The following is a 23,697-nucleotide window of genomic DNA, read 5'->3' as shown; positions in this document are numbered from 1 at the left end:
CCGGTGTTCCCGCGGGGTGGTCAGGGTCCGGTGTCGAGCGAGATGATCCCGTAGTCGTAGGCGTGCCGGCGGTAGACAACGCTCGGGCGGCCCGACTCCTTGTCCTGGAACAGGTAGAAGTCGTGGCCGACCAACTCCATCTGGAACAGCGCGTCGTCGACCGTCATCGGCTCGGCGGGGTGCACCTTCGCCCGCGCGATGTGCCACGGCTGGTCGTCGTGTTCCTCGAAGCTCTCGTCGGGTCGTTCCGCGACGGCGGTGGCCGTCGCGTGCCCGTTCAAGGCCGCCAGGCCGGGCCCCTCCAGGTCGGCGACCGGCAGGTCGGCGGTGGCGGCGGCGACGGAGAGCGGCGCGTGCCGGCCGCGGTGCACGCGGCGGCGGTCGGCCGCCCGGCGGAAGCGGGTGTCCAGCTTGGCTATGGCGGCGTCCAGCGCGCTGTAGAAATCATTCGTGCAGGCCTCGGCCCGGATCACCGGGCCGCGCGTCACGCAGGTGATTTCCACCCGCTGGCAATGATCGGCCTGGCGCGGATTGCGCTCGTGGAACAACTCGACGTCCACGCGAATGAGCTTGTGGTCGTAGCGTTCGATCTTCGCGAGCTTCTCGGCTACGTGCACCCGGTAATGGTCCGGCACTTCGACGTTACGGCCCTTGACCACGATGTCCACGTGACCTCCCTTGTTCGGACGGTCGTTCGGTCCGGATCTTCCGGTCGACGCACCCAGGGAGAACCCCGTTCGGCGTCGACCGATGGTGTACGGCTACGCCTCCTTCCAATGCCGGGGGAAGGTTGGCAACCCTCCTACCCCCGACACGAAAACGCTAACTCCTGTTCGGCCACCAGTCACCCCCAGTTGCCGGGAGAGGCCGCGAAATTTAACAGCTCATACACCATGGGGTGAAACGGAAACACGAAGCGTCACTGATGGTGGCGCTTTTGCGTTGCGGCGAGCACGGCCGCGGCCTTTGGCGTCATTCCCGCGTCGCGCAGGACCCGACTCACGGCGGCCAGCGTGGCCCCCGTCGTGACGATGTCGTCGAGCAGCACCACCGGACCGGCCACCCCGCCGGAGCGGCGCAGCCGGAACGCCGCCTCGGCCGCGGCGGCCCGGCCGGCGCTGTCCAGCGCCACCGAGTCCGGCCGGGGCAGCGCGCGCAGCGGCCGGAGCACGCGTACCGGCCAGCCGGCCGCGCCCAGCCGGGCCGCCGCGTGGCGGGCCAGCCGGTCCAGATGGTCGCCGTACCGGGCGCGGGCCGCCCGCGCGGTGTCCGGCACCGCCACCAGGGTCACCGGGCCTCGCGCGCCGACCGCCACGGCGATCGCCTCGGCCAGCAGCGCGCCCAGCGGCCGGGCCAGCCCGTGCCGGCCCCGCTCCTTGTACGCCAGCAGCCCGTTCCGCAGCGCGCCCGCGTACGGGCCGAGGGCGACGCAGGGCGGCAGGCCGGCCGGGGCCGGATCGGGCCGGGCCGGCGCGGGGGTGAGCGCCTCCAGGTCGCGCACGCAGCCCGGGCAGAAGCCCTGTCGCAGGCCCGGCACGCGCTCCCCGCAGCCGGCGCACCCGGCCGGCAGCACCAGGTCGGTCAGATCCGACCAGAGTCCCCCCAGGCCCGGCACCGGCGCCTCAGTAGAGGAAGAAGGGTGCGGTCGGGTTGGTCGCCCGGCTGCCCGCCGGCACGTCCAGCACCTGTTCCCGCTTGATGTTGTCGAACGGGTTGTTCCGGTAGGCCGCCTTGTTCGCCTCGTACATGTACGACAGCGACGGCAGCCCGCCGACCGCGCCGCCCGGGTAGGCCGCCAACTGGGTCACCTCGGCGCCGATGTCCCGCTTCAGTGCGGTCTCCTGGGCGCCGTCGACCGTGATCTGGTGGATCGCCGGCCGCCGGTCCGCCTCGTTGCCGGCAAGGACCAGCTCGTTCTCCGCCAGCCAGTCCACCGCCGTGACGCCGCTGAGCAGGATGGCCAGCCGCTGCGGCGGGCCCACGCCGACCACGCCCCCGTCGACGCTCACCGCGGCCACGTAGAGCTTGCCCCCGCTGACGAGGGCGATCCGGTGCCCGTCGAGGGACCCGGCGACCGCCACGACGGGGCCGGGGACGGCCAGCGGGACCAGGCTCATCTGGGCCGACCCGTCGAATCGGTAGAGCTTGCCGTCCGCGGCCACCAGGCCGGCGGGGTGCCGCCCGTCCAGGGAGCGGAGCCAGGTGGGTCGGCCCAGCGCGGCGTACGAATGCTCGCTGGTGTTGAACACCGTCACCGGGTCCGGGCCGGAGCCGACCTTGAGCCGCTGCCGGCGGTCCGTCCCGGTCACCACCAGCGCGGCCAGCACCTGGTCGTCGGCGCGGGCCAGCGCCGCGGCGACCACGTTCTTGTTGTCCTCGGCGTCCACCGGGACGGCGACTCTCGGTTCGTTGGCGATGGCGAGCGGGCGGATGGCGCCGTCGTAGACGCTGAACCGCGCCGGGCGGTCCCCGGCCGGGTACGCGGCGTGCGCCCTCCGCTCCTCCTGGAGGTCGACGGTCAGCCGCTTCTGGTTCTGGATCTTCAGGTCGAGCTGGCCGTTCAGCTCGGGCAGCGACCAGGCGAGCTGGGTGGCGAGCAGGCCGAGCTTCTTGTCGTCGGCCCCCGGCATGGTGAGGTTGACCTCCCAGTGCCCGTCCGCGCCGGTGGCGTTGTTGATCGGCCGGGTGCCGTCGGGCAGCCCGGTCACCCCCTGGGCCAGCCACTTCGACGGGCCCCCGGCCAGCCACTTCACCACGTCGGTGACCCGCCGCTCGGCCGGCACCGACGAGGGCAGGTAACGCAGGTCGGGCACCAGGCGTGACTGGTCGGAGTTCCAGAAGTAGATGGTGCGGGACCGGTAGTACTCCCGCAGTGCGGTGTCGCTGACCAGCAGCACGTTGGGCACGTTGGTGAGGAGCAGCCCCGGGCCGCCCGCATCCGCTCGGCGCAGCTGGAACTTGTACTCGGTCTCGCTGGCCTCCGGCGGGTCCAGGGCACCGTCGGCGCGCAGCACCCCGACCTGCTGCACCTTGACCGTCACGTCGGTGGTGCCCTGGTTGACGGGCGGCGTGATCACCGGCTTCTCCCGCAGCCGCACCACGGTCAGCTCGATCTCGCTGCTCTGCGGCTTCTCCCGCAGCTGGCCCTTCGCCTCCTGGGCGACGAACTCCTTGGCCCGGGCGTACCCCTGCTCGCGCTCGCCGGCCGCGGCCGCCCGCAGGTAGTTGTCGATGAACGGGCCGGGCTCGCTGCTGTCGCCGGGGGTGGGCGGCCGCGCGGGGCTGCCGTTGAGCGCGCCCGCCTCGGCCGCCGGGCCCGAGCCGTCGACCTGCACCTCGGTCTCGTGCGGGAGCCCGCAGCCGACCAGCCCGGCGGGAAGCAGCACGCCGCCCAGCAACGCGGTCAACAGGCGCCGCCTCATGACGTCACCTCGGCCCGGTCCGCACCCTCCGCCGGCCCGATGGCCAGCGCACCAGCGCCGCTGCCCGGACCGATGGCGAGCGGGCCGCCGTCGCGCGGACCGCCGAAGGGCAGGGTGGCGTCGGCCGGCACCAGCCGCAGCGGCGACGTGGTCAGCCGGTCGCCGGCGCGGGCCGGCAGGGTCAGCCGGAACTGGGCGCCCTGCCCGGGCGCGCCCCACGCCTCCAGCCAACCGCCGTGCAGCCGGGCGTCCTCCAGGCTGATCGAGAGGCCCAGCCCGGTGCCGCCGGTCTGCCGGGCCCGGGACGGGTCGGCCCGCCAGAACCGGTTGAAGACCAGCTTCTCCTCGCCCGGCTTGAGCCCGACGCCGTGGTCCCGCACGGTGATGGCCACGGCGCTCTGGTCGACGCCGAGGGTGATCCGCACGGGCTTGGCCTCGCCGTGCTCGACGGCGTTGCCGACCAGGTTGCGCAGCACCCGCTCGACCCGACGCGGGTCGACCTCGGCGATCACCGGGCTGTCCGGCAGGTCCAGCTCGATGGCCACCCCGACCCGCTCGGCCAGCCCGGCCAGCCGCTCGGTCACCCGGTGCACCACCGGCACCAGGTCGGTCGGCTCGCTGTCGAGCATGGCGAAGCCGGCGTCGAAGCGGCTGATCTCCAGCAGGTCGGTGAGCAGCTCCTCGAACCGGTCCAGCTCGGCCTGGAGCAGCTCGGCGCTGCGCGCCACCGCCGGGTCGAACTCGTCCCGCTCGGCGAAGATCAGGTCGGCGGCCATCCGGACCGTGGTGAGCGGCGTCCGCAGCTCGTGGGAGACGTCGGAGGTGAACCGCCGTTGCAGCCGGGACATCTCCTCCAGCCGGAGGATCTGCCGCTGCAGGTTGGTCGCCATCTGGTTGAACGAGGCGGCGAGCAGGGCCAGGTCGTCCTCGCCGTTGACCACCATCCGCTGGTCGAGCAGGCCGGCGGAGAGCCGCTGGGCGGTCCGGGCGGCCACCCGCACGGGCGTCACCACCAGGCGGGTGACCAGGGCGGCCAGCAGGCCGAGCAGCAGCACCAGGGCCGCGCCGGTGGCGACCACGGTGGCCCGGGCGTCGGCCGCCGTGGCGTCCTGCCGGGACAGGGGTACGAGGTAGTAGAGCTCCAGTTGACCGAACCGGGTGGGCACCGGCGAGCCGTAGACCAGGTATTTGGTGCGCTGGCCGCCGAGCGTGCCGGTGCGGATCTGGTGGGCGACGTTGCCGGCCGCCACCGAGGCGCGCAACTCCCGGCTGATCATCGGGCGCACCTGCACGTCCGGGGAGGTGCGCGGCTCGATGTTGGTGAAGTTGTCGGCGGTGATCGCCACCACCACGCCGCTCGTCTGCGCCGGGTCACCGCCGGCCAGGTAGTTGACCGTGCCGTCGATGGTGTCCTGGAACTGGGCCTCCTGCGGCTGGCTGTAGAGGCTGAACTGCTTCGAGGCGTAGTCGCTGCCGTTCTGCAGCCGCAGCAGGACGTCGGTCTCGGCGTTCTCCAGCAGGATGTTGGTGAGCTTGTCGGCGATCAGGTACGCGAAACCGCCCACCAGCAGGCTGGACGCCACCAGCGTGATGGTCACCACACGGAGCTGGAGCGACCTCCGCCAGGTCTGGTGCACGCCGGCGGCGAACCGGGCCGTGCGGCCCGCCAGGACACGCCACAGCGCCCGCGCGGCGCGGAGCCGGCGGGGCGCGATGGTCGGCGAGGCGGGGGGCGGGGAGGTCACCACAGTGCTGACCAGGCTATCCGGTGCCCGCCTTGTAGCCCACGCCTCGCACGGTGAGGATGATTTCGGGTCGCTCCGGATCCGGCTCGATCTTGGCGCGGAGCCGCTGCACGTGCACGTTGACCAGGCGGGTGTCGGCGGCGTGCCGGTAGCCCCAGACCTGCTCCAGCAGCACCTCCCGGGTGAAGACCTGGCGCGGCTTGCGGGCGAGCGCGACCAGCAGGTCGAACTCCAGCGGGGTCAGCTTCACCTCCTCGCCGTCCCGGCTGACCGTGTGCGCCGGCACGTCGATGGTGATCTGGTTGCCGGGCGGGCCGATGGTGAGCAGCTCCGGCGCCACGTCCTCGCCCCGGCGCAGCCGGGCCCGCATCCGGGCCACCAGCTCCTTGGGCTTGAACGGCTTGACCACGTAGTCGTCGGCGCCGGACTCCAGCCCGAGCACCACGTCGACCGTGTCGCTCTTGGCGGTCAGCATCACGATGGGCACGCCGGACTCGCCGCGGATGGCCCGGGCCACGTCGATGCCGCTCATGCCGGGGAGCATCAGGTCGAGCAGGACGATGTCGGGCCGGCTGTCACGGAACGCGGCCAGTGCCCGTTCTCCGTCCGCGACGAAGGACGGCACGAAGCCCTCGCTGCGCAGGACGATGCCGAGCATCTCGGCGAGTGCGGGGTCGTCGTCGACCACCAGTACCCGGGCTCTCATGGGGTTTATCGTTCCATCCCCGTTCGTTCGGAGGATTCGGCGTCTTCACGGCACGGTAGCGCCGAGGGCGGTCCCGCACCACAGCTGACGGCGTGGCCGCCCGCGTGGCGCGCTCCGGCGGACGGGTCCACCGGACGCGGACGCGCCGTGCAACCATGATCCCTCGGGCGTGTCGCCGCCCGCCACCTCGACCCGCCCGGCAGGAGTCCCCGTGTCCGACGTCGGCCCGACCGCGGTGCTCCCGCGCCGCCCGCTGACCGTCGGCGAACTGCTCGACTCGGCCGTCCTGCTGCTGCGCGACCAGGCCCGCGTGCTCGTCCCGCTCGCCGTCCTGCTGGCCCTCGGCGAGCAGGCCCTGCTGCACCCGCTGCGGGTGCTGGCCGGCGCCCGGCCGCCCGAGTGGTGGCCCGACCCGGACCGGCTCGGGTGGTACTGGCTGCTGCTCGCCCTGGGCGCCGGCACCGAGGCCATGATCATCGCGCTGCTCGGCAACCCCGCCGCCCGGGCCGCCGGGGCCGCGCTGCTGGGCCGCCGCACCGGGCCACGCGAGCTGCTGCACGGCGCCCGCTGGGGGCCCACCCTGCTGGCCGGAGCCGCGGTCGGGTGCACGGTCCTGCTCGCCGGGCTGGCCGGGCCGGCCTGGTTCGTCGCGTACGGGCTGCTCGGCGCCCTGGTGTCGGCGCTCGTGGTGGACCGGGTGCCGGCGTACCGGGCGCCGGGGCGGGCGCTGCGGCTGGCCGTCCGGGTCGGTGGGCGGGCCGCCGCCATCCGGCTGCTCGGCTACCTGGGCTGGTGGCTCATCCGGCTCGGCATCGGGCTGGGTGTCTACCACGGCCTCGGGCTGCTGGGCCTCTTCGACGTCTCCGCCTGGGCGCTGCCGGTCGCCACGGTCGCCTGGGTGGCGGTGAACGCGGTCGCGTACCCGGCGCTGGCCTGCCTGGACGCGGTGCTGCACCTGGAGACCCGGATGCGCACCGAGGGGCTGGACATCCGGCTCTCCCGGGCCCCGGCCGCGGAACCCGTCCTGCTGGCGGTGCCCCGGTGAGCCGGTGGTGGACCGAGACGGCCGCCGCGCTGGGGGACGCCGTACCGCTGCCGCTGGCCGCTCTGCTCCTGCTGGCCGGGGCGCTCCTGGTCGCGCTGGCCTGGTACTTCTTCCCGGCCTGGGTGCCCCGCCGGCTGCCCCGGATGGCCCGGCCCCGGCTGCCCCGACTCCGGCTCCCCCGGCTCCGGCTCCGGCTCCGCCTGCCGAAGCTGCGGCTGCCCAGGCTGCGCCTGCCCCGGCGGCGGCGCCGCGCCCGGCCGGACGCGCCAGCCGTGCCGGTGCCCGCGCCCCGGTCACCCGAGCCGACCTCGGCCGCCCACCCGGGCCTCGCCGACCGGCTCGCCGCCGAGGGCCGGTACGCCGAGGCGGTCCGGGAACGGCTGCGCGAGATGGTCCGCCTCCTGGTGGCGCGGCAGCTGGTGGAGCCCCGCCCCGGGCTGACCGTCACCGAGCTGACCACGGCCGTGGCCCGGGTCCGGCCCGAGGTGCGACCCACCCTGCACACGGCCGGGGCGATCTTCTCCGACCTCTGGTACGCCCAGCGCCCGGCCACCGCCGCGCACGACCACCGCATGCGGGACCTCGCCGCCGACCTGCGCCGCGAGCTGGCCGCCGAGGGGGACCCCCGGTGACCGCGACCCTCGACCCGGCCCGGCCGGCGGCCCCGCCCGCGCCCCGCCGCCGGTGGCACCGGGCGGTGGTCCCGATCGGCCTGGCGGTGCTGCTGATCGTGACCACGCTGGTCCTGCACGCCGTGGACCAGCCCGACCCGGACGACCCGGGTTTCCTGTCCCCGGCCGCCGCCGGCGACGACGGGGGCAGCCGGCTGGCCGAGGCGCTGCGCGCGCAGGGGGTGCCCATCCGCCGGGAGACCGACACGCTGCACGCCCTGCGGGCCGCCGGAACAGGTCCCACGACCCTCTTCGTGCCCGCTCCGGACCTCGTGCACCCGGACACCCTGGCCGCCCTGACCGTGTTGCCGCCCGGCAGCCGGCTGGTGCTGGTCGAGCCGTCCCGCCGGGTGCTGACCGGCCTGGCCCTGCCGCTCGAACCGACCGATCGCCGGTGGGCCACCCGGGCCGTGCCGCCGGACGCCGACGGCGCGCCCTGCCGGCTGCCCGAGGCGCTCCGGGCAGGCACCGCCGCCGTGGACCACCAGCGCTACGCCGGGCCGGCCGGCACCGACCGGTGCTACGCGGGCGCGCTACGCCGGATCCTCTGGGGCACCGAGGTGGTGGTGGTCGGTGCCAGCGACCCGTTCCGCAACGACCGGATCGACGAGTGGGGCAACCGCGCCGTCGCCACCGGCCTGCTCGGCGGCGACCGCCCGCTGGTCTGGCTCGACCTGCCCGGCCCCGCGCCCGCCCCGACCGGGCCGAGCTGGTCGCCGACCCCGGACGACGACGGCACACCGCTGCCCCGGCGCACCGGCGACCGCGCCGCCGACCGAGCGGACCCGCCGCCGAACTGGCACAACCCGCTCTGGGACGCCTTCCCGCCCTGGTTCTGGGCGGTGCTGGCGCAGCTCGCCGTGGCCGGGCTGCTGCTGGTGCTGTGGCGGGCCCGCCGGCTCGGCCCGCCCGTGCCGGAGCCGCTGCCCGTGACGGTCCGCGCCGCCGAGACGGTGCTCGGCCGGGCCCGCCTCTACCGCCGGGCCGGCGCCCGGGACACCACCGCCGCGACGCTGCGCGCCGCCGCGCTGGACCGGCTGCTGCCCCGGCTCAACCTGCCACCGGACACGCCGCCCGACGAGGTGGCCGCCCGGGTCGCCGCGCACACCGGGGCCGACCCGGAGCGGGTGGCCGAGCTGCTGCACGGCGCCGCGCCGGAGGACGACCGGGAGCTGCTGGAGCTGGCCCGCGAACTGGACGCCCTGACCCGTACCCTGGCCCCCCACCCGACCGAAGGAGACCCCCGGTGACCGGACCCGTCATCGCCGCCGCGTCGCCCACCGCGCAGCCCGACGCCCGCGCCGCCCTGCACCGGCTGCGGGCCGAGGTGGCCAAGGCCGTCGTCGGCCAGGACGCCGTGGTCACCGGCCTGGTCATCGCGCTGCTCTGCCGGGGGCACGTGCTGCTGGAGGGCGTGCCCGGGGTGGCCAAGACCCTGCTGGTGCGCACCGTGGCCACCGCGCTGGACCTCGATTCCAAGCGGGTGCAGTTCACCCCCGACCTGATGCCCGGCGACGTCACCGGGTCGCTGATCTTCGACCCGCGCACCGCCGCCTTCACCTTTCGGGAGGGGCCGGTCTTCACCAACCTGCTCCTCGCCGACGAGATCAACCGCACCCCGCCGAAGACCCAGTCGGCGCTGCTGGAGGTCATGGAGGAGCGGCAGGTCTCCGTCGAGGGCGAGCGCCGCCCGCTGCCCGACCCGTTCATCGTGGCGGCCACCCAGAACCCCGTCGAGTACGAGGGCACCTACCCGCTGCCCGAGGCGCAGCTCGACCGGTTCCTGCTCAAGCTGACCGTGCCGCTGCCCGGCCGGGACGAGGAACTGGGCGTGCTCCGCGCGCACCACGCCGGCTTCGACCCGCGCGACCTGCGCGCCGCCGGCGTACGCCCGGTGGCCACCGCCGCCGACCTGGCCGCCGCCCGGGCGGCGGTGCACGCGGTGCACGTGGCCGAGCCCGTGCTCGGCTACATCGTGGACCTGTGCCGGGCCACCCGGATCGCTCCGGCGCTGGAGCTGGGCGCCTCGCCCCGGGGCGCCACCGCCCTGCTCGCCACCGCCAAGGCGTGGTCCTGGCTGGCCGGTCGGGACCACGTCACCCCCGACGACGTGAAGGCGGTCGCCCGGCCCACCCTGCGGCACCGCCTCCGGCTGCGCCCGGAGGTCGAGCTGGAGGGCGTCACCGTGGACAGCGTGCTGGACGCGGTGCTGGCCACCGTGCCGACACCGCGATGACCTGGCGGGCGGGCCTGCTGCTCGCGGTGAGCGCGGCGACCCTGCCGGCCTGGCCGGCGCCGTTCCTCGGTGTCGCCGTGCTGACCGCGGCCGTGCTGCTGCTGGTGGCCCTCGACTGGGCTCTCGCGGCGCCGCTGCACGGGCTCACCGCCACCCGCGCCGGTGACCGGGCGGTCCGGCTCGGCGGCACCGCCACGGTCACCCTGCACCTGGCCAACACCTCCGACCGCACCCTGCGCGCCCAGGTGCGCGACGCCTGGCTGCCCTCGGCCGGGGCGCGGCCGGACGTCCCCGCTGGGCAGGTGCTCACCGTCGCGCCGGGCGGCACGGCCACCCTGCCGGTCCGGCTCACCCCGGCCCGGCGCGGCGACCGGCCCGCAGTGGCGCTGACCGTACGCTCGCTCGGACCGTTGCGGCTGGCCTTCCGGCAGCGCGCGGGCCACCCCGCCACCCCGCCGTGGACGCTGCGCGTGCTGCCCCGCTTCGACTCGCGGCGGCACCTGCCCGAGAAGCTGGCCCGGCTGCGGGTCATCGACGGCGTCCAGGTGACCCGGGGGCGCGGGCACGGCACCGAGTTCGACACCCTCCGCGAGTACGTGGTCGGCGACGACGTGCGGTCCATCGACTGGCGGGCCAGCGCCCGCCGCTCCGACGTGCTGGTCCGCACCTGGCGCCCCGAGCGGGACCGGCGGCTCGTCTGCGTGCTGGACACCGGGCGCACCTCGGCGGTCCGGCTCGGCGACGAGCCCCGGCTGGACACCGCCATCGACGCGGCACTGCTGCTCACCGCGCTGGCCGCCCGGGCCGGCGACCGGGTCGACCTGCTCGCCGCCGACACCGCGATCCGCGCGCGGGTGACCGGCAGCGGCCGGCCCGCTCTGCTCGCCCGGCTGGTGGACGCCGTCGCGCCGCTGCAGCCGGCGCTCGTGGAGACCGACTTCGAGCTGATCGCCGGGGAGGTGCTGCGCCGGGAACGGCAGCGCAGCCTCGTGGTGCTCTTCACCGCTCTGGAGGCCGGCGCGCTGGGCGAGGGCCTGCTGCCGGTGCTGCCCCGGCTGGCCGCCCGGCACCGGGTGGTGCTCGCCGCCACCCACGATCCGGTGCTGGCCGGGCTCACCACCACCCCGCCCGCGAGCCCCGACGACGCGTACGCCGCCGCGGCGGCCTGGCGGGCCATCGCCGAGCGGGACCGGGTCCGGGCCGCCCTGTCCCGGCACGGGGTGACCGTGGTGGACGTCCCCGCCGACCGACTCGCCCCGGCGGTCGCCGACACCTACCTGCGGCTCAAGTCCCTCGGCCAGCTCTGACGGCCCGCCGGCCGAGCAGCAGCGCGTACGCCAGGAAGGCCAGCCAGACCGTGGCGCCGATCGCCACCCGGGCGGCGACCGGCAGCGGCGCCGGGGTCACGAACGCCTCCAGCAGCGCGGAGACCGCGAAAAGCCCGACCAGGCCGGCGGCGACCACGATGGACGAGCGACCCGCCTGGGCGACGGCCCGGCCCCGGCTCAGCTGGGCCGGTGGTGAGATCCAGGCCCAGGCGGTCCGCAGCCCGACCCCGGCCGCCACGTGGATGCCGGTGAGTTCGAGCAGCCCGTGTGGGGTGATCATGCCGAAGAACACGTCGGCCCGGCCGTAGGAGACCATTACCCCGCCGACCACGCCGATGTTCAGCGCGTTCTGCCAGAGCAGCCAGAACACCGGCACCACCAGCACTCCGGCGGCCAGGCACTGCGCGGCCAGCCAGGCGTTGTGCGTCCACAGGTGGAAGGCGAACGTCGGCGCGGTGAACTCGGTGTAGTAGCCGGCGAAGCCGGAGTCGACGAGCTGCCGGGCCGCCTCGGCGCCGATGAACGCGGCGGCGGTGTCCGGGTGGCCGGCGACGAACCAGATGAGGAAGGCGGTGAGCGCGCTGAACCCGGTGGCCACCGCGCACCACCAGGGCCAGGCCCGGTAGAGGGCGGCCGGCAGGTCGGCGACGAGGAACCGGCCCACCGCCGCCCAGGAGGCCCGGGGGCGGCCGGTGATCCGGGCCCGCGCCGCGAGCACCAGCTGGGAGAGGCGGCCAACCAGCGCCGGTTCCGGGGCCCGGCTGCGCAGCGCGGAGAGGTGGGTGGCGGTCCGCTGGTAGAGCGCCACCAGCTCGTCCACCTCGGCGGCGTCCAGCCGGCGCCGGCCGGTCAGCTGCTCCAGCCGCCGCCACTCGGCGCCGTGCTCGGCCACGTACGCGTCGACATCCACTCGTCCCTCCCCGTCCGGCGCACATAGTGTTCACTGTTCGGGTGCGTGCGCAACCTCCCCCACCGGCGGCATGGGCCGACGCCGGTCTGGTCAGCGGCGAGGCGGTGGAGCTGGACGTCCGGGCCGCCCGGCTCGGCTCCCGGGTGCTCGCCCTGCTGATCGACCTGGTGGCCCAGCTCGCGGTGGGTCTGCTGCTCGGCACGGCACTGTCGGTGCTGGTGCTCAGCCTGCCGGGGGACATCATGGACGCCGCGCTGGCTGGCGGGATGCAGCTCGTGCTGCTGGTGCTGGTGCTGGTCGGCTACCCGGTGTTGATGGAGCGCTTCGTCGGCGGCCGGACGCTGGGCAAGCTGGCCGTGGGGCTGCGGGTGGTCCGCGCCGACGGCGGCCCGGTCGGGGTGGGCCAGTCGCTGACCCGCGCGCTGGTGGGCGTGGCGGTGGAGTGGCCGGGCCTGGTGCTGCCGCTGCTGAGCTGGGCGGCGAGCGTGACCGTGATGCTGACCGACCCGCGCGGGCGGCGGCTCGGTGATCTGGTGGCCGGGACGCTGGTGGTGCACACCCGGGGCGCCGGGGGCTGGCGGCCGGCGCCGCCGCCCGTGCCGCCGCTGCTCGGCTGGGCGGGCACCCTCGACCTGACCCGGGTGGACGACGGGCTGGCGCTGGCCGTGCGGCAGTACCTGGGCCGGTTGCACCAGCTCGCTTCGGCGGACCGGGTCCGGCTGGGCCGGGAGCTGTGGGCGGAGGTCGCGGCCGTCACCTCGCCGCCCCCGCCGTGGGTCGCGCCCGAGCCCGCGTACCTGGCCGCGGTGCTGGCCGAGCGGGGTCGCCGGGCCGCGTACCGGCTGGGTCGGGCCCGGGCGGTCACCGCCACGCTGTGGCCCGAGCTGGCGCCCGCGCCGGCCACCGCGCCGGCACCGGCCCTCCTGCGGCCCGCCGCGCCGTCGCGCGCCGTCCCCGACCGGCCCGATCCGGTACGCGGGCAGTCCACCTCGGTCGACGCCCGGCGCTGACCGGTCAGGCGAAGAGCGCCCGGCCCCACCAGTCGGCGGCGTCGCGGACGCCGGGCGGGCAGGCGAACAGGCCGCTGGAGACGTGCCGCAGGTATTCGTTCATCGCGTCGTTGCGGGCGAGCCGGGTCTGGATCGGCACGAACTGCTTGCGCGGGTCCCGCTGGTAGGCGATGAAGAAGAGCCCGGCGTCGAGCCGGCCCAGCCCGTCCGAGCCGTCGACGAAGTTGTAGCCGCGGCGCAGCAGGCGGGCGCCGTCGTTCTGGTCGGGGTGGGCGAGCCGGACGTGCGCCGTCTCGGCGATCACCGGCTCGCCGTCGTCACCCTTGGCGGCGAAGTCCGGCTCGTCGAACTCGGCGCGCTTGCCGAGCGGCGCGCCGCTGCCCTTGGTCCGCCCGACGATCATCTCCTGCTCGGCGAGGGGGCTGCGGTCCCAGGTCTCGACCAGCATCCGGATCTTGCGGGTGACCAGGTAGGACCCGCCGGTCATCCAGTCGGCGCCGTCGCCGGGCTGGGCCCAGAGCTGCTCGCGGAGCAGGTCGGTCTCCTCGGCCTTGAGGTTGGCGGTGCCGTCCTTGAAGCCGAACAGGTTGCGCGCGGTCGCCTGCCCCCGCGACGTCGACGAGGTGCGCCCGAAGCCGAGCTGGGACCAGCGGACGCTGACCACACCCATGCCGATCCGGGCCAGGTTGCGGATGGCGTGCACCGCTACCTGCGGGTCGTTGGCGCAGGCCTGGACGCAGATGTCGCCGCCGGAGAGCTCCGGCTTGAGCGCGTCACCGGCGAAGTGCGGCAGGTCGGCCAGGGCGGCGGGCCGCTTGTCGGCGATGCCGAACCGGTCCCGGCCCTGGGCGTCGCGGAACAGCGTCGGGCCGAAGCCCACGGTGATGGTGAGCTGCGACGGGGGCAGCCCGAGCGCCTCGCCGGTGTCGTCCGGCGGGGCCTCCGGCACGCCGTCGACCGCGCCGATCAGCCCGGCGTCCTTGCCGGCGGTCATCCGGGCCGCGGCGGCGGTCCACTCCTGGAGCAGCGCGACCAGCCGGGCCCGGTCCTTGGTGATGACGTCGAACGCCACGAAGTGCAGCCGGTCCTGGGCCGGGGTGGTGATGCCGGCCTGGTGCTCGCCGTGGAACGGGACCGCGCCGGCCGCCGTCTCGGTGGCGGACGCCTGGTCGCCGCCGCCGAACAGGGCGCCCGCGCCGACCGCCACCCCGGCGACGCCGGCCACGCCGGCTCCGGCCAGGGTGATGGCCCGGCGCCGGGACACCCCGGTCCCGCGGGTCGGCTCCTCGGTGCTCGGTTCGCTCATCACGTCACCTCCGGACCCGGTCGTCATCGCGCGACGACCGCGGCCACCTTGCTGATCGGCTCGGCCAGGGCGTTGATGCTGTCCGACAGTTCCTTGAGCTCGGCCTTGCTGAGCTGGGTGTGCAGCTTCCAGCCGTCGCCGGCCCGGTGCTTGCCGAGGGCGGCCTCGACGGCCGCGAACTCGGTGTCGAGCTGCTTGACCAGGTCGGGCGAGCGCTGCTCCAGGGCGGGGCGCAGCGCGGCGATGGCCGCCTTCGAGCCCTCCAGGTTGGCGTTGAAGTCCCAGAGGTCGGTGTGCGAGTACCGCTCCTCCTCGCCGGTGATCTTGCCGCTGGCGACCTCGTCGAGCAGCGCCTTGGCGCCGTTGGCGAGCTGGAGCGGGGTGAGCTTCTCGGCGTTGGCCTTGGCCACGATCGCCTTGACGTCAACGAGGAGCTGGTCGGCGATGGCGCCGTCCTTGCTGACGTCGCCGGTGGTCCAGAGGTCCTTCTCGATCCGGTGGAAGCCGGTGAACTGCATGCCCTCCTCGACGACCTCCTCGCGGCCGTCGATCTTCGGATCGAGGTCGCCGAAGCTCTCGGCGACCGGCTCGATCCGCTCCCAGTAGGTGCGGGCCACCGGGTACAGCTCCTTGGCCTTGGTCACGTCGTTGGCCTTGACCGCGGCCACGAACTCCTCGGTCTTGGTGAGCAGGGCGGCCGTCTGGCTCTGCACGTAGCGCTGGTAGCTGGCGGTGGCCTGGCCGAGGGCCGCGTCGGGGGCGACGGTCGCGACGGTGCCGCTGACCTTCAGCGCGCCCCGGATGCCGCGGCCGCTCATGCCGGGCTTGCAGGCGGTCTCGTACGTGCCGGCGGGCAGTTCGACGCGCAGCTCGCGGCTCAGCCCGGGGGCGATGTTCTCCACCTCGCCCATCACCCGGTCACCGGCGGCGTAGACGTAGAACTCGTTGACCTTGGACCCGGAGTTGGTCACCTTGAAGGTCACCTGCCCGGCCTCGATCTCGGTGCTGCCGACCTCGCAGGCGCTGTCGGTGGCCTTGACGGTGATCGGGCCGCCCGCCTTGGCGTCGGAGTCGTCACCGCCCCCGCACCCGGCCAGTCCGGCGACGGCGAGCATCCCGGCGGCGGCGGGCACGACGAATCGAGTGGTACGCATCGGTGGTGTCTCCTCGGAAACGGGCGGGTCAGGCGCGCTGGGGCGCGGTGTCGGTGGATGCCTCGGTGGCAGCCGGTTCGGCCGGCGTGGTCGCGCCGTCGCCGGCCGGGGCCGGCTCGGGCGCGGCGGCGGGGGCCGGCGGGGCGGCGGGTGCGGCGGGCCGGGCCGGGGCGGCCGGCTTGCGCAGGAAGAGGACGAGCACCGGGACCGCGAACGCCACCCAGGCGATCGTCTCCAGCACCGTCGGAGCGGCGGTGATGTTGAACATGCCCGCGAGCAGCGCGCCGTACCAGGCGTTCGGGTCGAGCGTCGAGGAGATGTCGAACGCCTGGTTGTTCAGGCCGGGCAGCACGCCGGCCTCCTGGAAGTCGTGCACGCCGTACTTGAGGATGCCGGCGGCGACCAGGATGAGCAGCGCGCCCGTCCAGGTGAAGAACTTGCTCAGGTTGATCTTCAGGGCGCTGCGGTAGAGCAGGAAGCCGATCACCACGGCGGTGGCGACGCCACCGGCCAGGGAGAGCAGCGCACCGGCGCCGGTGCCGCCGGCCGCGCTCTGTGCGGCGGAGTAGAAGATGAGGGCGGTCTCCAGGCCCTCCCGGATCACCGCGAGGAAGGCCATGCCGGCGACCGCGAGGGAGCCGACGGCGAGCGCCTCGGTGAGTTTGCCGCGCAGCTCGCCGGCGATCGTCCGGGCGGCCTTGCGCATCCAGAAGATCATCCAGGTCACGAAGACCACGGCGGCCACCGAGGTGACGGCCTCGAACAGCTCGCGGTCCTCGGAGCGGGCCAGCAGCGAGGTCGAGGTGTACTCGATGAGCCAGCCGAAGACGACGGAGAGCACCACGGCCAGGCCGACACCGGCCCAGACCTGCGGCAGCCGGTCACGCCGTTGCGACTTCACGAGGAAGGCGACCAGGATGCTGACCACCAGGGTCGCTTCCAGACCCTCCCGCAGGCCGATCAGGTACGTGGCGAACATCGGTACTCCGTAGTCGGTAAGGCACGCCTCAGTTAACTTAGGGCAGCCATACCTTCCTCCTGATCGGGCCGGCCGTCAAGTCGTTCATGGCCATGTCACCCGGACCGTCCGCAGCCCGACACGCGCAGATCACCGGGGCTTTCCCCCGCGTACGCGAAGGGGACCGGAACGGCCGCGCGGCGGCCGGCTCCGGTCCCCTCCGGGTGCGGAACTCAGTAGCGGTAGTGCTCCGGCTTGAACGGGCCCTCCTGGGACACGCCCAGGTAGGCGGCCTGCTCCTTGGTGAGGGTGCTCAGCTTGGCGCCGAGCGCGCCCAGGTGCAGCCGGGCGACCTTCTCGTCCAGGTGCTTGGGGAGCACGTAGACCCCGACCGGGTATTCGACGGTCTTGGTGAAGAGCTCGATCTGGGCGATCGTCTGGTTGGCGAACGAGTTCGACATCACGAAGCTCGGGTGGCCGGTGGCGTTGCCCAGGTTCAGCAGGCGGCCCTCGGAGAGCACGATGATGGCGTGGCCGTCCTCGAAGCGCCACACGTCGACCTGCGGCTTGATGTTCTCCCGCGTCACGTCGGAGCGCTTCGACAGGCCGGCCATGTCGATCTCGTTGTCGAAGTGGCCGATGTTGCCGACGATGGCCTGGTGCTTCATCCGGGCCATGTGCTCGTGGGTGATGACGTTGAAGCAGCCGGTCGCCGTGATGAAGATGTCGGCCTGCTCGACCACGTCGTCCAGGGTGGCCACCTGGTAGCCGTCCATCGCCGCCTGGAGCGCGCAGATCGGGTCGACCTCGGTCACCACGACCCGGGCGCCCTGGCCGCGCAGCGACTCGGCGCAGCCCTTGCCCACGTCGCCGTAGCCCATGACGACGGCCATCTTGCCGCCGATCAGCACGTCGGTGGCGCGGTTGATGCCGTCGATGAGCGAGTGGCGGCAGCCGTACTTGTTGTCGAACTTGCTCTTGGTCACCGAGTCGTTGACGTTGATGGCCGGGAAGAGCAGCGTGCCGGCCCGGTGCATCTCGTAGAGCCGGTGCACACCGGTGGTGGTCTCCTCGGTCACGCCCTTGATGCCGGCGGAGATCCGGGTCCAGCGCTGGCCGTCCTCGGCGAGCGAGCGGTGCAACAGCTGGAGGATGACCGCGTATTCCTCGGAGTCGGCCGACTCGACCGGCGGCACGACGCCGGCCTTCTCGAACTCGGCGCCCTTGTGCACGAGCAGGGTGGCGTCGCCGCCGTCGTCGAGGATCATGTTCGGGCCCTGCCCGTCGGGCCAGGTGAGCACCTGCTCGGTGCACCACCAGTACTCCTCCAGGCTCTCGCCCTTCCAGGCGTAGACCGGGACGCCGGCCGGGGCCTCGGGGGTGCCCTCCGGGCCGACGACGATCGCGGCCGCGGCGTGGTCCTGGGTGGAGAAGATGTTGCAGGACGCCCAGCGGACCTGCGCGCCGAGCGCGACCAGGGTCTCGATGAGGACGGCCGTCTGGATGGTCATGTGCAGCGAGCCGGTGATGCGGGCGCCGGCGAGCGGCTGGGCCTCGGCGAACTCGCGACGGATCGCCATCAGCCCGGGCATCTCGTGCTCGGCGAGCCGGATCTCCTTACGCCCGAACGCGGCGAGCGACAGATCCGCCACCTTGTAGTCGCCCTCGGCGAGGGTGCTCGGCCGGGCTCCGGACGACGCGCCACGGGGGGCCGCCGGGAGGGTGCTGGTCATGGAAGCTCCTGTCGAACGATGACTGCGCAGCCTTCCACCTTACGCGCGTGGACTTCCTCTCCCGTGCCCGGTTGACCGACGAGGCGGTGGTCCGGTCGGCGGACAGCACACGGGGCGGTCGGTCGTGAACGCACTTTCCGCTCACGGCCCGGCCGCCCCGTGCATCCCCCCGGTTTGGTTCCCCCGCGCGTTACCGAGACCTTCGTCGCGACAACGCTGCGTACCCATAGAGTCACACCACGTCACGAGCGCGTCAAGCCATTTCGGGAAAGTCGGATTTGCTCGCGTCACCGGGATTGGTCAGCGCACGCCGGCGGTGGCGACGAACGCCTCGCCGTCGCCACCGAGCACCAGCGGGCCGCCCGCCGCGGCGCCGATCGCCGCCCGGCCGGCCGTCAGGGTGACACGACCCACCCCGTCGTCCACGACGAGCTCGCCGGCGCGGCAGAGCACCACCCGCGGGCCGGGCAGCGCCAGCCGCGCCTCCGGGCCGCCGGGCGTCACCTCGACCCGGTGCAGCGCGAAGTCCTCCACCGGCACCGGCCAGGTCACCACCCCGGGCGCCACCGCCTCCGGCCGCACCACCGGCTCGTCGAGCACCTCGAAGCGCAGCACCCGCAGCAGCTCGTCCACGTCCACCCGCTTCGGCGTGAGCCCGCCGCGCAGCACGTTGTCGCTGGCCGCCATGATCTCCACGCCCGTACCCCGCAGGTAGGCGTGCAGGTTGCCGGCCGGCATCCAGATCGCCTCGCCCGGCGCCAGCCGGACGTGGTGCAGCAGCAGCGCCACCACCACGCCCGGGTCGGCCGGGTAGTCGACCGCCAAGGCCCGGGCCAGCTCGGCGTCCGGCCCGGCGACCTGCGCCGCCAGCACGTCCGCCACCAGCCCGGCCCGCTCCGCCGCCGGCCAGCTCAGCAGCAGGCGTACGGCCTCCCGCAGCCCCGCCGGCCCGGTGCGCAACGCCGCCACGACCGGCTCCAGCGCGGGTACGCCGAACGCCGCGATCGCCGCCGCCGACTCGGCCGGGTCGCGGAACCCGCAGAGCGCCTCGAACTCCGACAGCGCGACCAGCAGCTCCGGCTTGTGGTACGGGTCGACGTAGTTGACCCGGTCCGCGTCCGCGGCGTAGCCCGCCCGGGCCTGCTCGGCGTCCGGGTGGGCCTGGAGGCTCAGCGGGGCGTCCGCCGCCAGCACCTTCAACAGGAACGGCAGCCGGGTGCCGAACCGGCCGACGAGGCCCTCGCCCAGCCAGTGCGCCGGCTCGGCGACCAGCAGGTCGGTGAGGTCGACCGGGCTGCCGGCCCGGTCCACCGTGGCCGGGGCGCCCGGGTGGGCGCCCAGCCACAGCTCGGCCTCCGGCCCGGCGCTCGGCACCGGACGCCCCTGCAACTCGGCGATCCCGGTGCGGGAGCCCCAGGCGTAGTCCCGGATCCGGCCCTGCAACAGCTCCACGGTCAGCTCCCGGGCCGTCCGGCGGTCTCGTCGCCGTCGGTGTCGGCGTCCGGCTGCGGGACGGCGGTGTGCGCGGCCTGCCCGGTGCCCGCCCGGTCCGCCGCCACGCTGTAGATGTCCGGCTCCAGGTAGATGACCCGGGCGATCGGCACCGCGGCGCGGATCCGCGCCTCGACGGCGTTGATGCCCCGGGCCAGCTCCTCGGCGGTCTCGCAGGCCGCCACCCCGATCTTCGCGGCCACCATCAGCTCCTCCGGGCCCAGGTAGAGCGTCTTCATGTGGATGATGCGCTCGACCTCCGGCCCCTCGGTGACGGCCCGCTCGATTTTCGCCAGATCGTGGCGTTCCGCGCCCTCGCCGAGCAGCAGGCTCTTGGTCTCGATGGCCAGCGTGATCGCGATGACCACCAGCAGCACGCCGATCATCGCCGTGCCGGCCGCGTCCCACATGCCGTTGCCGGTGATCAGCGTCAGGCCCACGCCGAACAGCGCGAAGACCAGACCGATCAGCGCGCCGAAGTCCTCCAGCAGCACCACCGGCAGCTCCGGGGCCTTGGCCCGGCGGATGAAGCGCACCCAGGACTGGTCACCCCGGATGTGGTTGGACTCCTTGATGGCGGTGCGGAACGAGAAGCTCTCCATGACGATCGCGATCACCAGGACCGCCACCGGGACCCACTGCCACTCGGTGATCGGCTCCGGATGCTGCGCCTTGTGGTACGCCTCGTAGAGCGCGAAGAGGCCACCGACGCTGAACAGCACGATCGCCACGATGAACGCGTAGATGTAGCGCTCCCGGCCGTAGCCGAACGGGTGTTCCGGCGTGGCTTCCCGCTTGGCCCGCCGGCCGCCGAGCAGCAGCAGGCCCTGGTTGCCCGAGTCGGCGACCGAGTGGATCGACTCGGCCAGCATCGACGAGGAGCCGGTCAGCAGGAACGCGATGAACTTGGTGACGGCGATGCCGACGTTGGCCGCCAGGGCGGCGACGATCGCCCGGGTCCCCCCGTTTGCGCTCACGCTTCTCCCCACCCGATGCCGCACGTGCTCACTGGTTCGCCAGCTCCTTCATCTCGGTGATGGCCGGCACGGCCATCGGGTCCAGTCCGTGTGCCAGGGCGAGGTAGACCGAGGCGAAATCCGGGACCGCCATCAGCGAGGCGAGCCGCTCCAGCGCGGACCCGCCCTCCGCGGTGACCATGTCGCAGCGCACCCCGCGCCGCTCGGCGAGGGTCTGCACCGCGTCCGCGCGGCGCTCCTCGACGGCCAGCGGCTCGTCGGTGTCGTCCTCGGCATTGAGGCCGCCGTCGCGCAGCAGCACCAGCCGCAGCCGGGTGGCGTCGGTCTCGGTCTCGCCGGGGTCGGCGAAGATGTCCCGCTCCCCCTCGACCAGGCCGCCGAAGACGCCGTCGAGCAGACCGACCCGGCCCCGGCCCGCCTCGCCCAACGCCCCGGTGACCACCGGGTAGCGGGCGTTGGCGGAGAGCGTGTCACCGAAGCGGCGGGCCGCCACGGTGGCCAGCGGCGACGAGCCCCAGACGATCGGGATCGACCCGGACAGGCCCAGGGCCAGCGACTTCGCCGGGTTGACGAAGGACTCGGCGGTGGGCCGGCACCGGTCGGCGTCGGCGTCCAGCCGGGCCGCGGTCTCGGCCAGGTCCGCCTCGTTGACCTTCACGAGCCCGAGCGTACGGGCGGCGAGCAGGACCGGCACGGTGAGCGCCCAGAGGCTGGCCCGGGCCGGGGCGCGCCGGGGCACCGGGATGAACGGCGCGCGGGCCCGCTCGGCCACCGACTGGAGCTGCGAGTCCGGCGCGCCGACGGCGACCAGGCGGGCACCCCGCCGGTGGGCGGCCTCGGCCGCGCCCAGCGCCTCGGGGCTGCGGCCGGAGGCGCTCACCGCGATGACCACGTCCGCCGCGCCCACCCAGCCCGGCACGCCGGCGCTGCGGTGCGGGATCACCGGCACCGGGCAGCGCGGCCCGGCCACCGTGGCGAGCACGTCGCCGGTGCGCCCGGCGGTGCCGATGCCCGCGATGACCACCGCCCGCGGGCGGCCCTCGTCGGCGAGGACGGTCAGGTTCGCCTCGGCGGCCAGCGCCGCCGACTCACGGACCTGGGCGCCGGCGGAGGCGGTGAACCGGAGCATCCCGCCCGGATCCTGCTCGGCCAGCCGGTCCGGATTGTCCAGCAGTGACTCGTCCGCGTGCCGGTGCCCGCTGACCCCGGCCGTGCCCTCCATCATCGCGGCGACGCGGAGCCGCCGCGCGCGTCGTCCGCCGCGGGGCCCCCGCGCGCCTCGTCGAGGAGCAGCACCGGGACGTCGTCCCGGACCTCGAAGATCCGACCGCACTCGGTGCAGGTCAGCGTCTGGGCCTGCGGGTCGTAGTCGAGCGGTGCGTGGTGCGTGTCCGGGCAGGCGAGGATCTCGAGCAACTGCGGGTCCAGGGCCACAGCGCGGCTCCTTCCACGTATGCGGTCTCACCGGTCGACGGTGCCGTCCGGCGCACGCGATCTTATCGGCGAACCGGCACGGGCACCGCGCCACATCGCGGCACCCGGCGGCCGGTGCGCGGCGACCCGGTCAGGTCGCCGTCACCCACCGTCACCGTAACCCCGGCGACCGGCCGGGTTCCGGTTCAGCGGGGCACGCGGGGCAGCACGGTCGTGGCGTCGCCGCCCGCGGCGGCCGGCGGCTCGCCGTCCGGCCGGTCGGTCGTGACCGTGGGGGCGCCGTAGACGCTCCCGGTCGGGCGGGGCGTCGGGGCGGGCGGCTGCTGCCCGTACACCTGACCGGCGGGCGCGCCGGAGCGGTAGGTCGTGCTGCCGCGCGGGAGCGGGACCGGCGGGTGACCGGCGCCCGGCTGCCCGTCCGTCTTCTCCGCGCGGCTGCGGCGGACCAGCAGCACGATCAGCGCGACGCCGACGAGCACCAGCGCGATGCCGAACCACATGATCGGGGAACCTCCGGAGGACGAGTCGTCGGCCGCGGTGCCGGCGGCCGGGTCGAGCCCGGCAGCCACCGCCGAGGTGGTGCCGGTCTCGGCCTGCGTGGTCACGACGGCGCTCGGGGTCGGCGAGGGCTTGCGGGACGGCGTCGGGCTGGGGCTGGCGGTGGGCTTCGCACCCACCACCCGTGCCGAGGCGGCGGACCGGCCCAGCACCCGGCCGTTCGCGGCGCTCGCCTCGCCGACCACGTCCAGCTGGCCGCCGGTCGCGCCCGCCAGGAAGGTCACCCGGTAGCGGACCGTGATCCCCTTGCCCTTGCAGAGCGTCGGCTTGGCGGGTGAGGTCTGCGTCGTGGCGACCGCGCCGCCACCGCCGGACAGCGGCACCGGCCACCACCGGCCGCCGCTGGCCACCTGCACCTGGACCTGGTCCGCCCGCAGCCCGTCGAGCCGCAGCCCCAGCGCGGTGCGGAGCAGCACACAGCCGTCGGTGCGCTTGCGCACCTCGACCGCCACCGTGCCCGCCGAGCCACCGGCTGTGAAACGGCTCGCCGAGCGCACCTCCACCCGGTCGTCGGCGGCCAGCGCCGGGGACGCCGCGCCGGCCACCAGGCCGCCCAGCATCACGCCGACCGTGGCCCACCGCGCCGCGTGTCGCCTCACCGACATCTCCACCTCACCGTTTCCGCCCCGGACGGGATCCGCCGGTCAGGTTACTACCGGCCTGGAGGGGCACCGGCTCATCGAGCGCCCCGCATGTGTGCCGCGACACCCCGCGACACCCGCTCCATCCTCGACGCGACCCGGCCCACCCGCATGATCACTTCGGGCCCTTCGTGGCCCGGATCGCCGTTGCCGACGGACGCGAAAGCTGCCGTCAGGAGCGGCGGTTCCCGACAAGCGCGGCGGTTCTGGACGGGCGCGGCGGTTCCCGGGGGCGGCAGTTCCTGCGGCGGCTGCCGTCGGGCCCGGCAGTGCTCGACGGACGCGGCGGCTGCCGTCAGGCGCGGGCAGTTCCCGACGAGTGCGGCGGTCGCCGTCAGGCGCGGCGGGAATCTTGGACACTTACCGTTCGCT

Annotated in this window: 21 protein-coding genes; 6 read left to right on the top strand and 15 right to left on the bottom strand. The window is 74.6% G+C overall.

Features of this window, described 5'->3' with window-relative positions:
* Positions 1 to 20: 20 nt before the first annotated feature.
* From hpf to mtrA, 5 genes are all read right to left on the bottom strand, one after another.
* Positions 21 to 668: a ribosome hibernation-promoting factor, HPF/YfiA family gene (gene hpf / locus ACQP12_RS05010; RefSeq protein WP_357947429.1), complete on the bottom strand. Its 648-nt coding sequence runs from the start codon at positions 666 to 668 to the stop codon at positions 21 to 23.
* 251 nt (positions 669 to 919) lie between these two features.
* A complete protein-coding gene (locus tag ACQP12_RS05005; RefSeq protein ID WP_433285362.1) occupies positions 920 to 1,615 on the bottom strand; it encodes a ComF family protein in 696 nt (231 codons plus the stop codon).
* A gap of 7 nt (positions 1,616 to 1,622) precedes the next feature.
* A complete protein-coding gene (locus ACQP12_RS05000; RefSeq protein ID WP_433285360.1) occupies positions 1,623 to 3,422 on the bottom strand; it encodes an LpqB family beta-propeller domain-containing protein in 1,800 nt (599 codons plus the stop codon).
* On the bottom strand, positions 3,419 to 5,137 hold the full coding sequence (gene mtrB / locus ACQP12_RS04995; protein WP_433289134.1) for an MtrAB system histidine kinase MtrB: 1,719 nt from the start codon (positions 5,135 to 5,137) through the stop codon (positions 3,419 to 3,421). The genes ACQP12_RS05000 and mtrB overlap by 4 nt, the downstream gene beginning before the upstream one ends.
* A gap of 46 nt (positions 5,138 to 5,183) precedes the next feature.
* Complete coding sequence (mtrA, locus tag ACQP12_RS04990) at positions 5,184 to 5,873, bottom strand: MtrAB system response regulator MtrA (protein WP_046564340.1); 690 nt, start codon at positions 5,871 to 5,873, stop codon at positions 5,184 to 5,186.
* A gap of 211 nt (positions 5,874 to 6,084) precedes the next feature.
* Here mtrA and ACQP12_RS04985 point away from each other — a divergent pair, with 211 nt between their 5' ends.
* The 5 genes from ACQP12_RS04985 to ACQP12_RS04965 are packed head-to-tail and all read left to right on the top strand — an operon-like array spanning position 6,085 to position 11,132.
* Positions 6,085 to 6,918, top strand: coding sequence for a hypothetical protein (locus ACQP12_RS04985; protein WP_433285358.1), 834 nt, complete (start codon positions 6,085 to 6,087; stop codon positions 6,916 to 6,918).
* Positions 6,915 to 7,550, top strand: coding sequence for a DUF4129 domain-containing protein (locus ACQP12_RS04980; protein WP_433285356.1), 636 nt, complete (start codon positions 6,915 to 6,917; stop codon positions 7,548 to 7,550). Before ACQP12_RS04985 ends, ACQP12_RS04980 begins: the two co-directional genes overlap by 4 nt.
* Positions 7,547 to 8,839, top strand: a complete 1,293-nt coding sequence (locus tag ACQP12_RS04975) for a DUF4350 domain-containing protein (protein ID WP_433285354.1) — start codon at positions 7,547 to 7,549, stop codon at positions 8,837 to 8,839. The genes ACQP12_RS04980 and ACQP12_RS04975 overlap by 4 nt, the downstream gene beginning before the upstream one ends.
* Positions 8,840 to 8,850: 11 nt before the next feature.
* Positions 8,851 to 9,825: an AAA family ATPase gene (locus ACQP12_RS04970; protein WP_433289131.1), complete on the top strand. Its 975-nt coding sequence runs from the start codon at positions 8,851 to 8,853 to the stop codon at positions 9,823 to 9,825.
* Positions 9,822 to 11,132, top strand: a complete 1,311-nt coding sequence (locus tag ACQP12_RS04965; protein ID WP_433285352.1) for a DUF58 domain-containing protein — start codon at positions 9,822 to 9,824, stop codon at positions 11,130 to 11,132. The genes ACQP12_RS04970 and ACQP12_RS04965 overlap by 4 nt, the downstream gene beginning before the upstream one ends.
* Here ACQP12_RS04965 and ACQP12_RS04960 read toward each other — a convergent pair.
* A complete protein-coding gene (locus tag ACQP12_RS04960) occupies positions 11,110 to 12,063 on the bottom strand; it encodes a stage II sporulation protein M (protein WP_433285350.1) in 954 nt (317 codons plus the stop codon). The genes ACQP12_RS04965 and ACQP12_RS04960 overlap by 23 nt on opposite strands.
* Positions 12,064 to 12,104: 41 nt before the next feature.
* Here ACQP12_RS04960 and ACQP12_RS04955 point away from each other — a divergent pair, with 41 nt between their 5' ends.
* Positions 12,105 to 13,073, top strand: a complete 969-nt coding sequence (locus tag ACQP12_RS04955; RefSeq protein ID WP_433285348.1) for an RDD family protein — start codon at positions 12,105 to 12,107, stop codon at positions 13,071 to 13,073.
* A 4-nt stretch (positions 13,074 to 13,077) separates the two neighbouring features.
* On the opposite strand, the gene efeB is transcribed toward ACQP12_RS04955, so the two are convergent.
* From efeB to ACQP12_RS04910, 9 genes are all read right to left on the bottom strand, one after another.
* Positions 13,078 to 14,379 carry an iron uptake transporter deferrochelatase/peroxidase subunit gene (efeB, locus tag ACQP12_RS04950; protein WP_357947465.1) on the bottom strand — a complete coding sequence of 434 codons (1,302 nt, stop codon included), beginning with the start codon at positions 14,377 to 14,379 and terminating at the stop codon, positions 13,078 to 13,080.
* A gap of 23 nt (positions 14,380 to 14,402) precedes the next feature.
* Complete coding sequence (efeO, locus tag ACQP12_RS04945) at positions 14,403 to 15,533, bottom strand: iron uptake system protein EfeO (protein WP_357947468.1); 1,131 nt, start codon at positions 15,531 to 15,533, stop codon at positions 14,403 to 14,405.
* A gap of 28 nt (positions 15,534 to 15,561) precedes the next feature.
* The gene (efeU, locus tag ACQP12_RS04940) at positions 15,562 to 16,512 is read right to left on the bottom strand and encodes an iron uptake transporter permease EfeU (protein ID WP_433285345.1); all 951 of its coding nucleotides are present in this window, start codon (positions 16,510 to 16,512) and stop codon (positions 15,562 to 15,564) included.
* Between the two features lie 212 nt (positions 16,513 to 16,724).
* Positions 16,725 to 18,224, bottom strand: coding sequence for an adenosylhomocysteinase (ahcY, locus tag ACQP12_RS04935; RefSeq protein WP_433285343.1), 1,500 nt, complete (start codon positions 18,222 to 18,224; stop codon positions 16,725 to 16,727).
* Positions 18,225 to 18,524: 300 nt separating this feature from the next.
* Positions 18,525 to 19,676: a mannose-6-phosphate isomerase, class I gene (manA, locus tag ACQP12_RS04930; protein ID WP_433285341.1), complete on the bottom strand. Its 1,152-nt coding sequence runs from the start codon at positions 19,674 to 19,676 to the stop codon at positions 18,525 to 18,527.
* Between the two features lie 2 nt (positions 19,677 to 19,678).
* Positions 19,679 to 20,692 carry a cation diffusion facilitator family transporter gene (locus ACQP12_RS04925; RefSeq protein ID WP_357947480.1) on the bottom strand — a complete coding sequence of 338 codons (1,014 nt, stop codon included), beginning with the start codon at positions 20,690 to 20,692 and terminating at the stop codon, positions 19,679 to 19,681.
* Positions 20,693 to 20,720: 28 nt separating this feature from the next.
* Complete coding sequence (locus ACQP12_RS04920; RefSeq protein WP_433285339.1) at positions 20,721 to 21,917, bottom strand: SIS domain-containing protein; 1,197 nt, start codon at positions 21,915 to 21,917, stop codon at positions 20,721 to 20,723.
* On the bottom strand, positions 21,914 to 22,126 hold the full coding sequence (locus ACQP12_RS04915; RefSeq protein ID WP_151465048.1) for a Trm112 family protein: 213 nt from the start codon (positions 22,124 to 22,126) through the stop codon (positions 21,914 to 21,916). The genes ACQP12_RS04920 and ACQP12_RS04915 overlap by 4 nt, the downstream gene beginning before the upstream one ends.
* Positions 22,127 to 22,311: 185 nt before the next feature.
* Positions 22,312 to 23,289: a hypothetical protein gene (locus tag ACQP12_RS04910; protein ID WP_357947486.1), complete on the bottom strand. Its 978-nt coding sequence runs from the start codon at positions 23,287 to 23,289 to the stop codon at positions 22,312 to 22,314.
* Between the last annotated feature and the right edge of the window lie 408 nt (positions 23,290 to 23,697).

Origin of the sequence: Micromonospora sp. CA-244673 (assembly GCF_050948395.1) — a bacterium.
Taxonomy (GTDB): domain Bacteria; phylum Actinomycetota; class Actinomycetes; order Mycobacteriales; family Micromonosporaceae; genus Micromonospora.
Note: the sequence above shows the minus strand (reverse complement) of the source record. Positions and strands in the feature narration are given on the sequence as shown.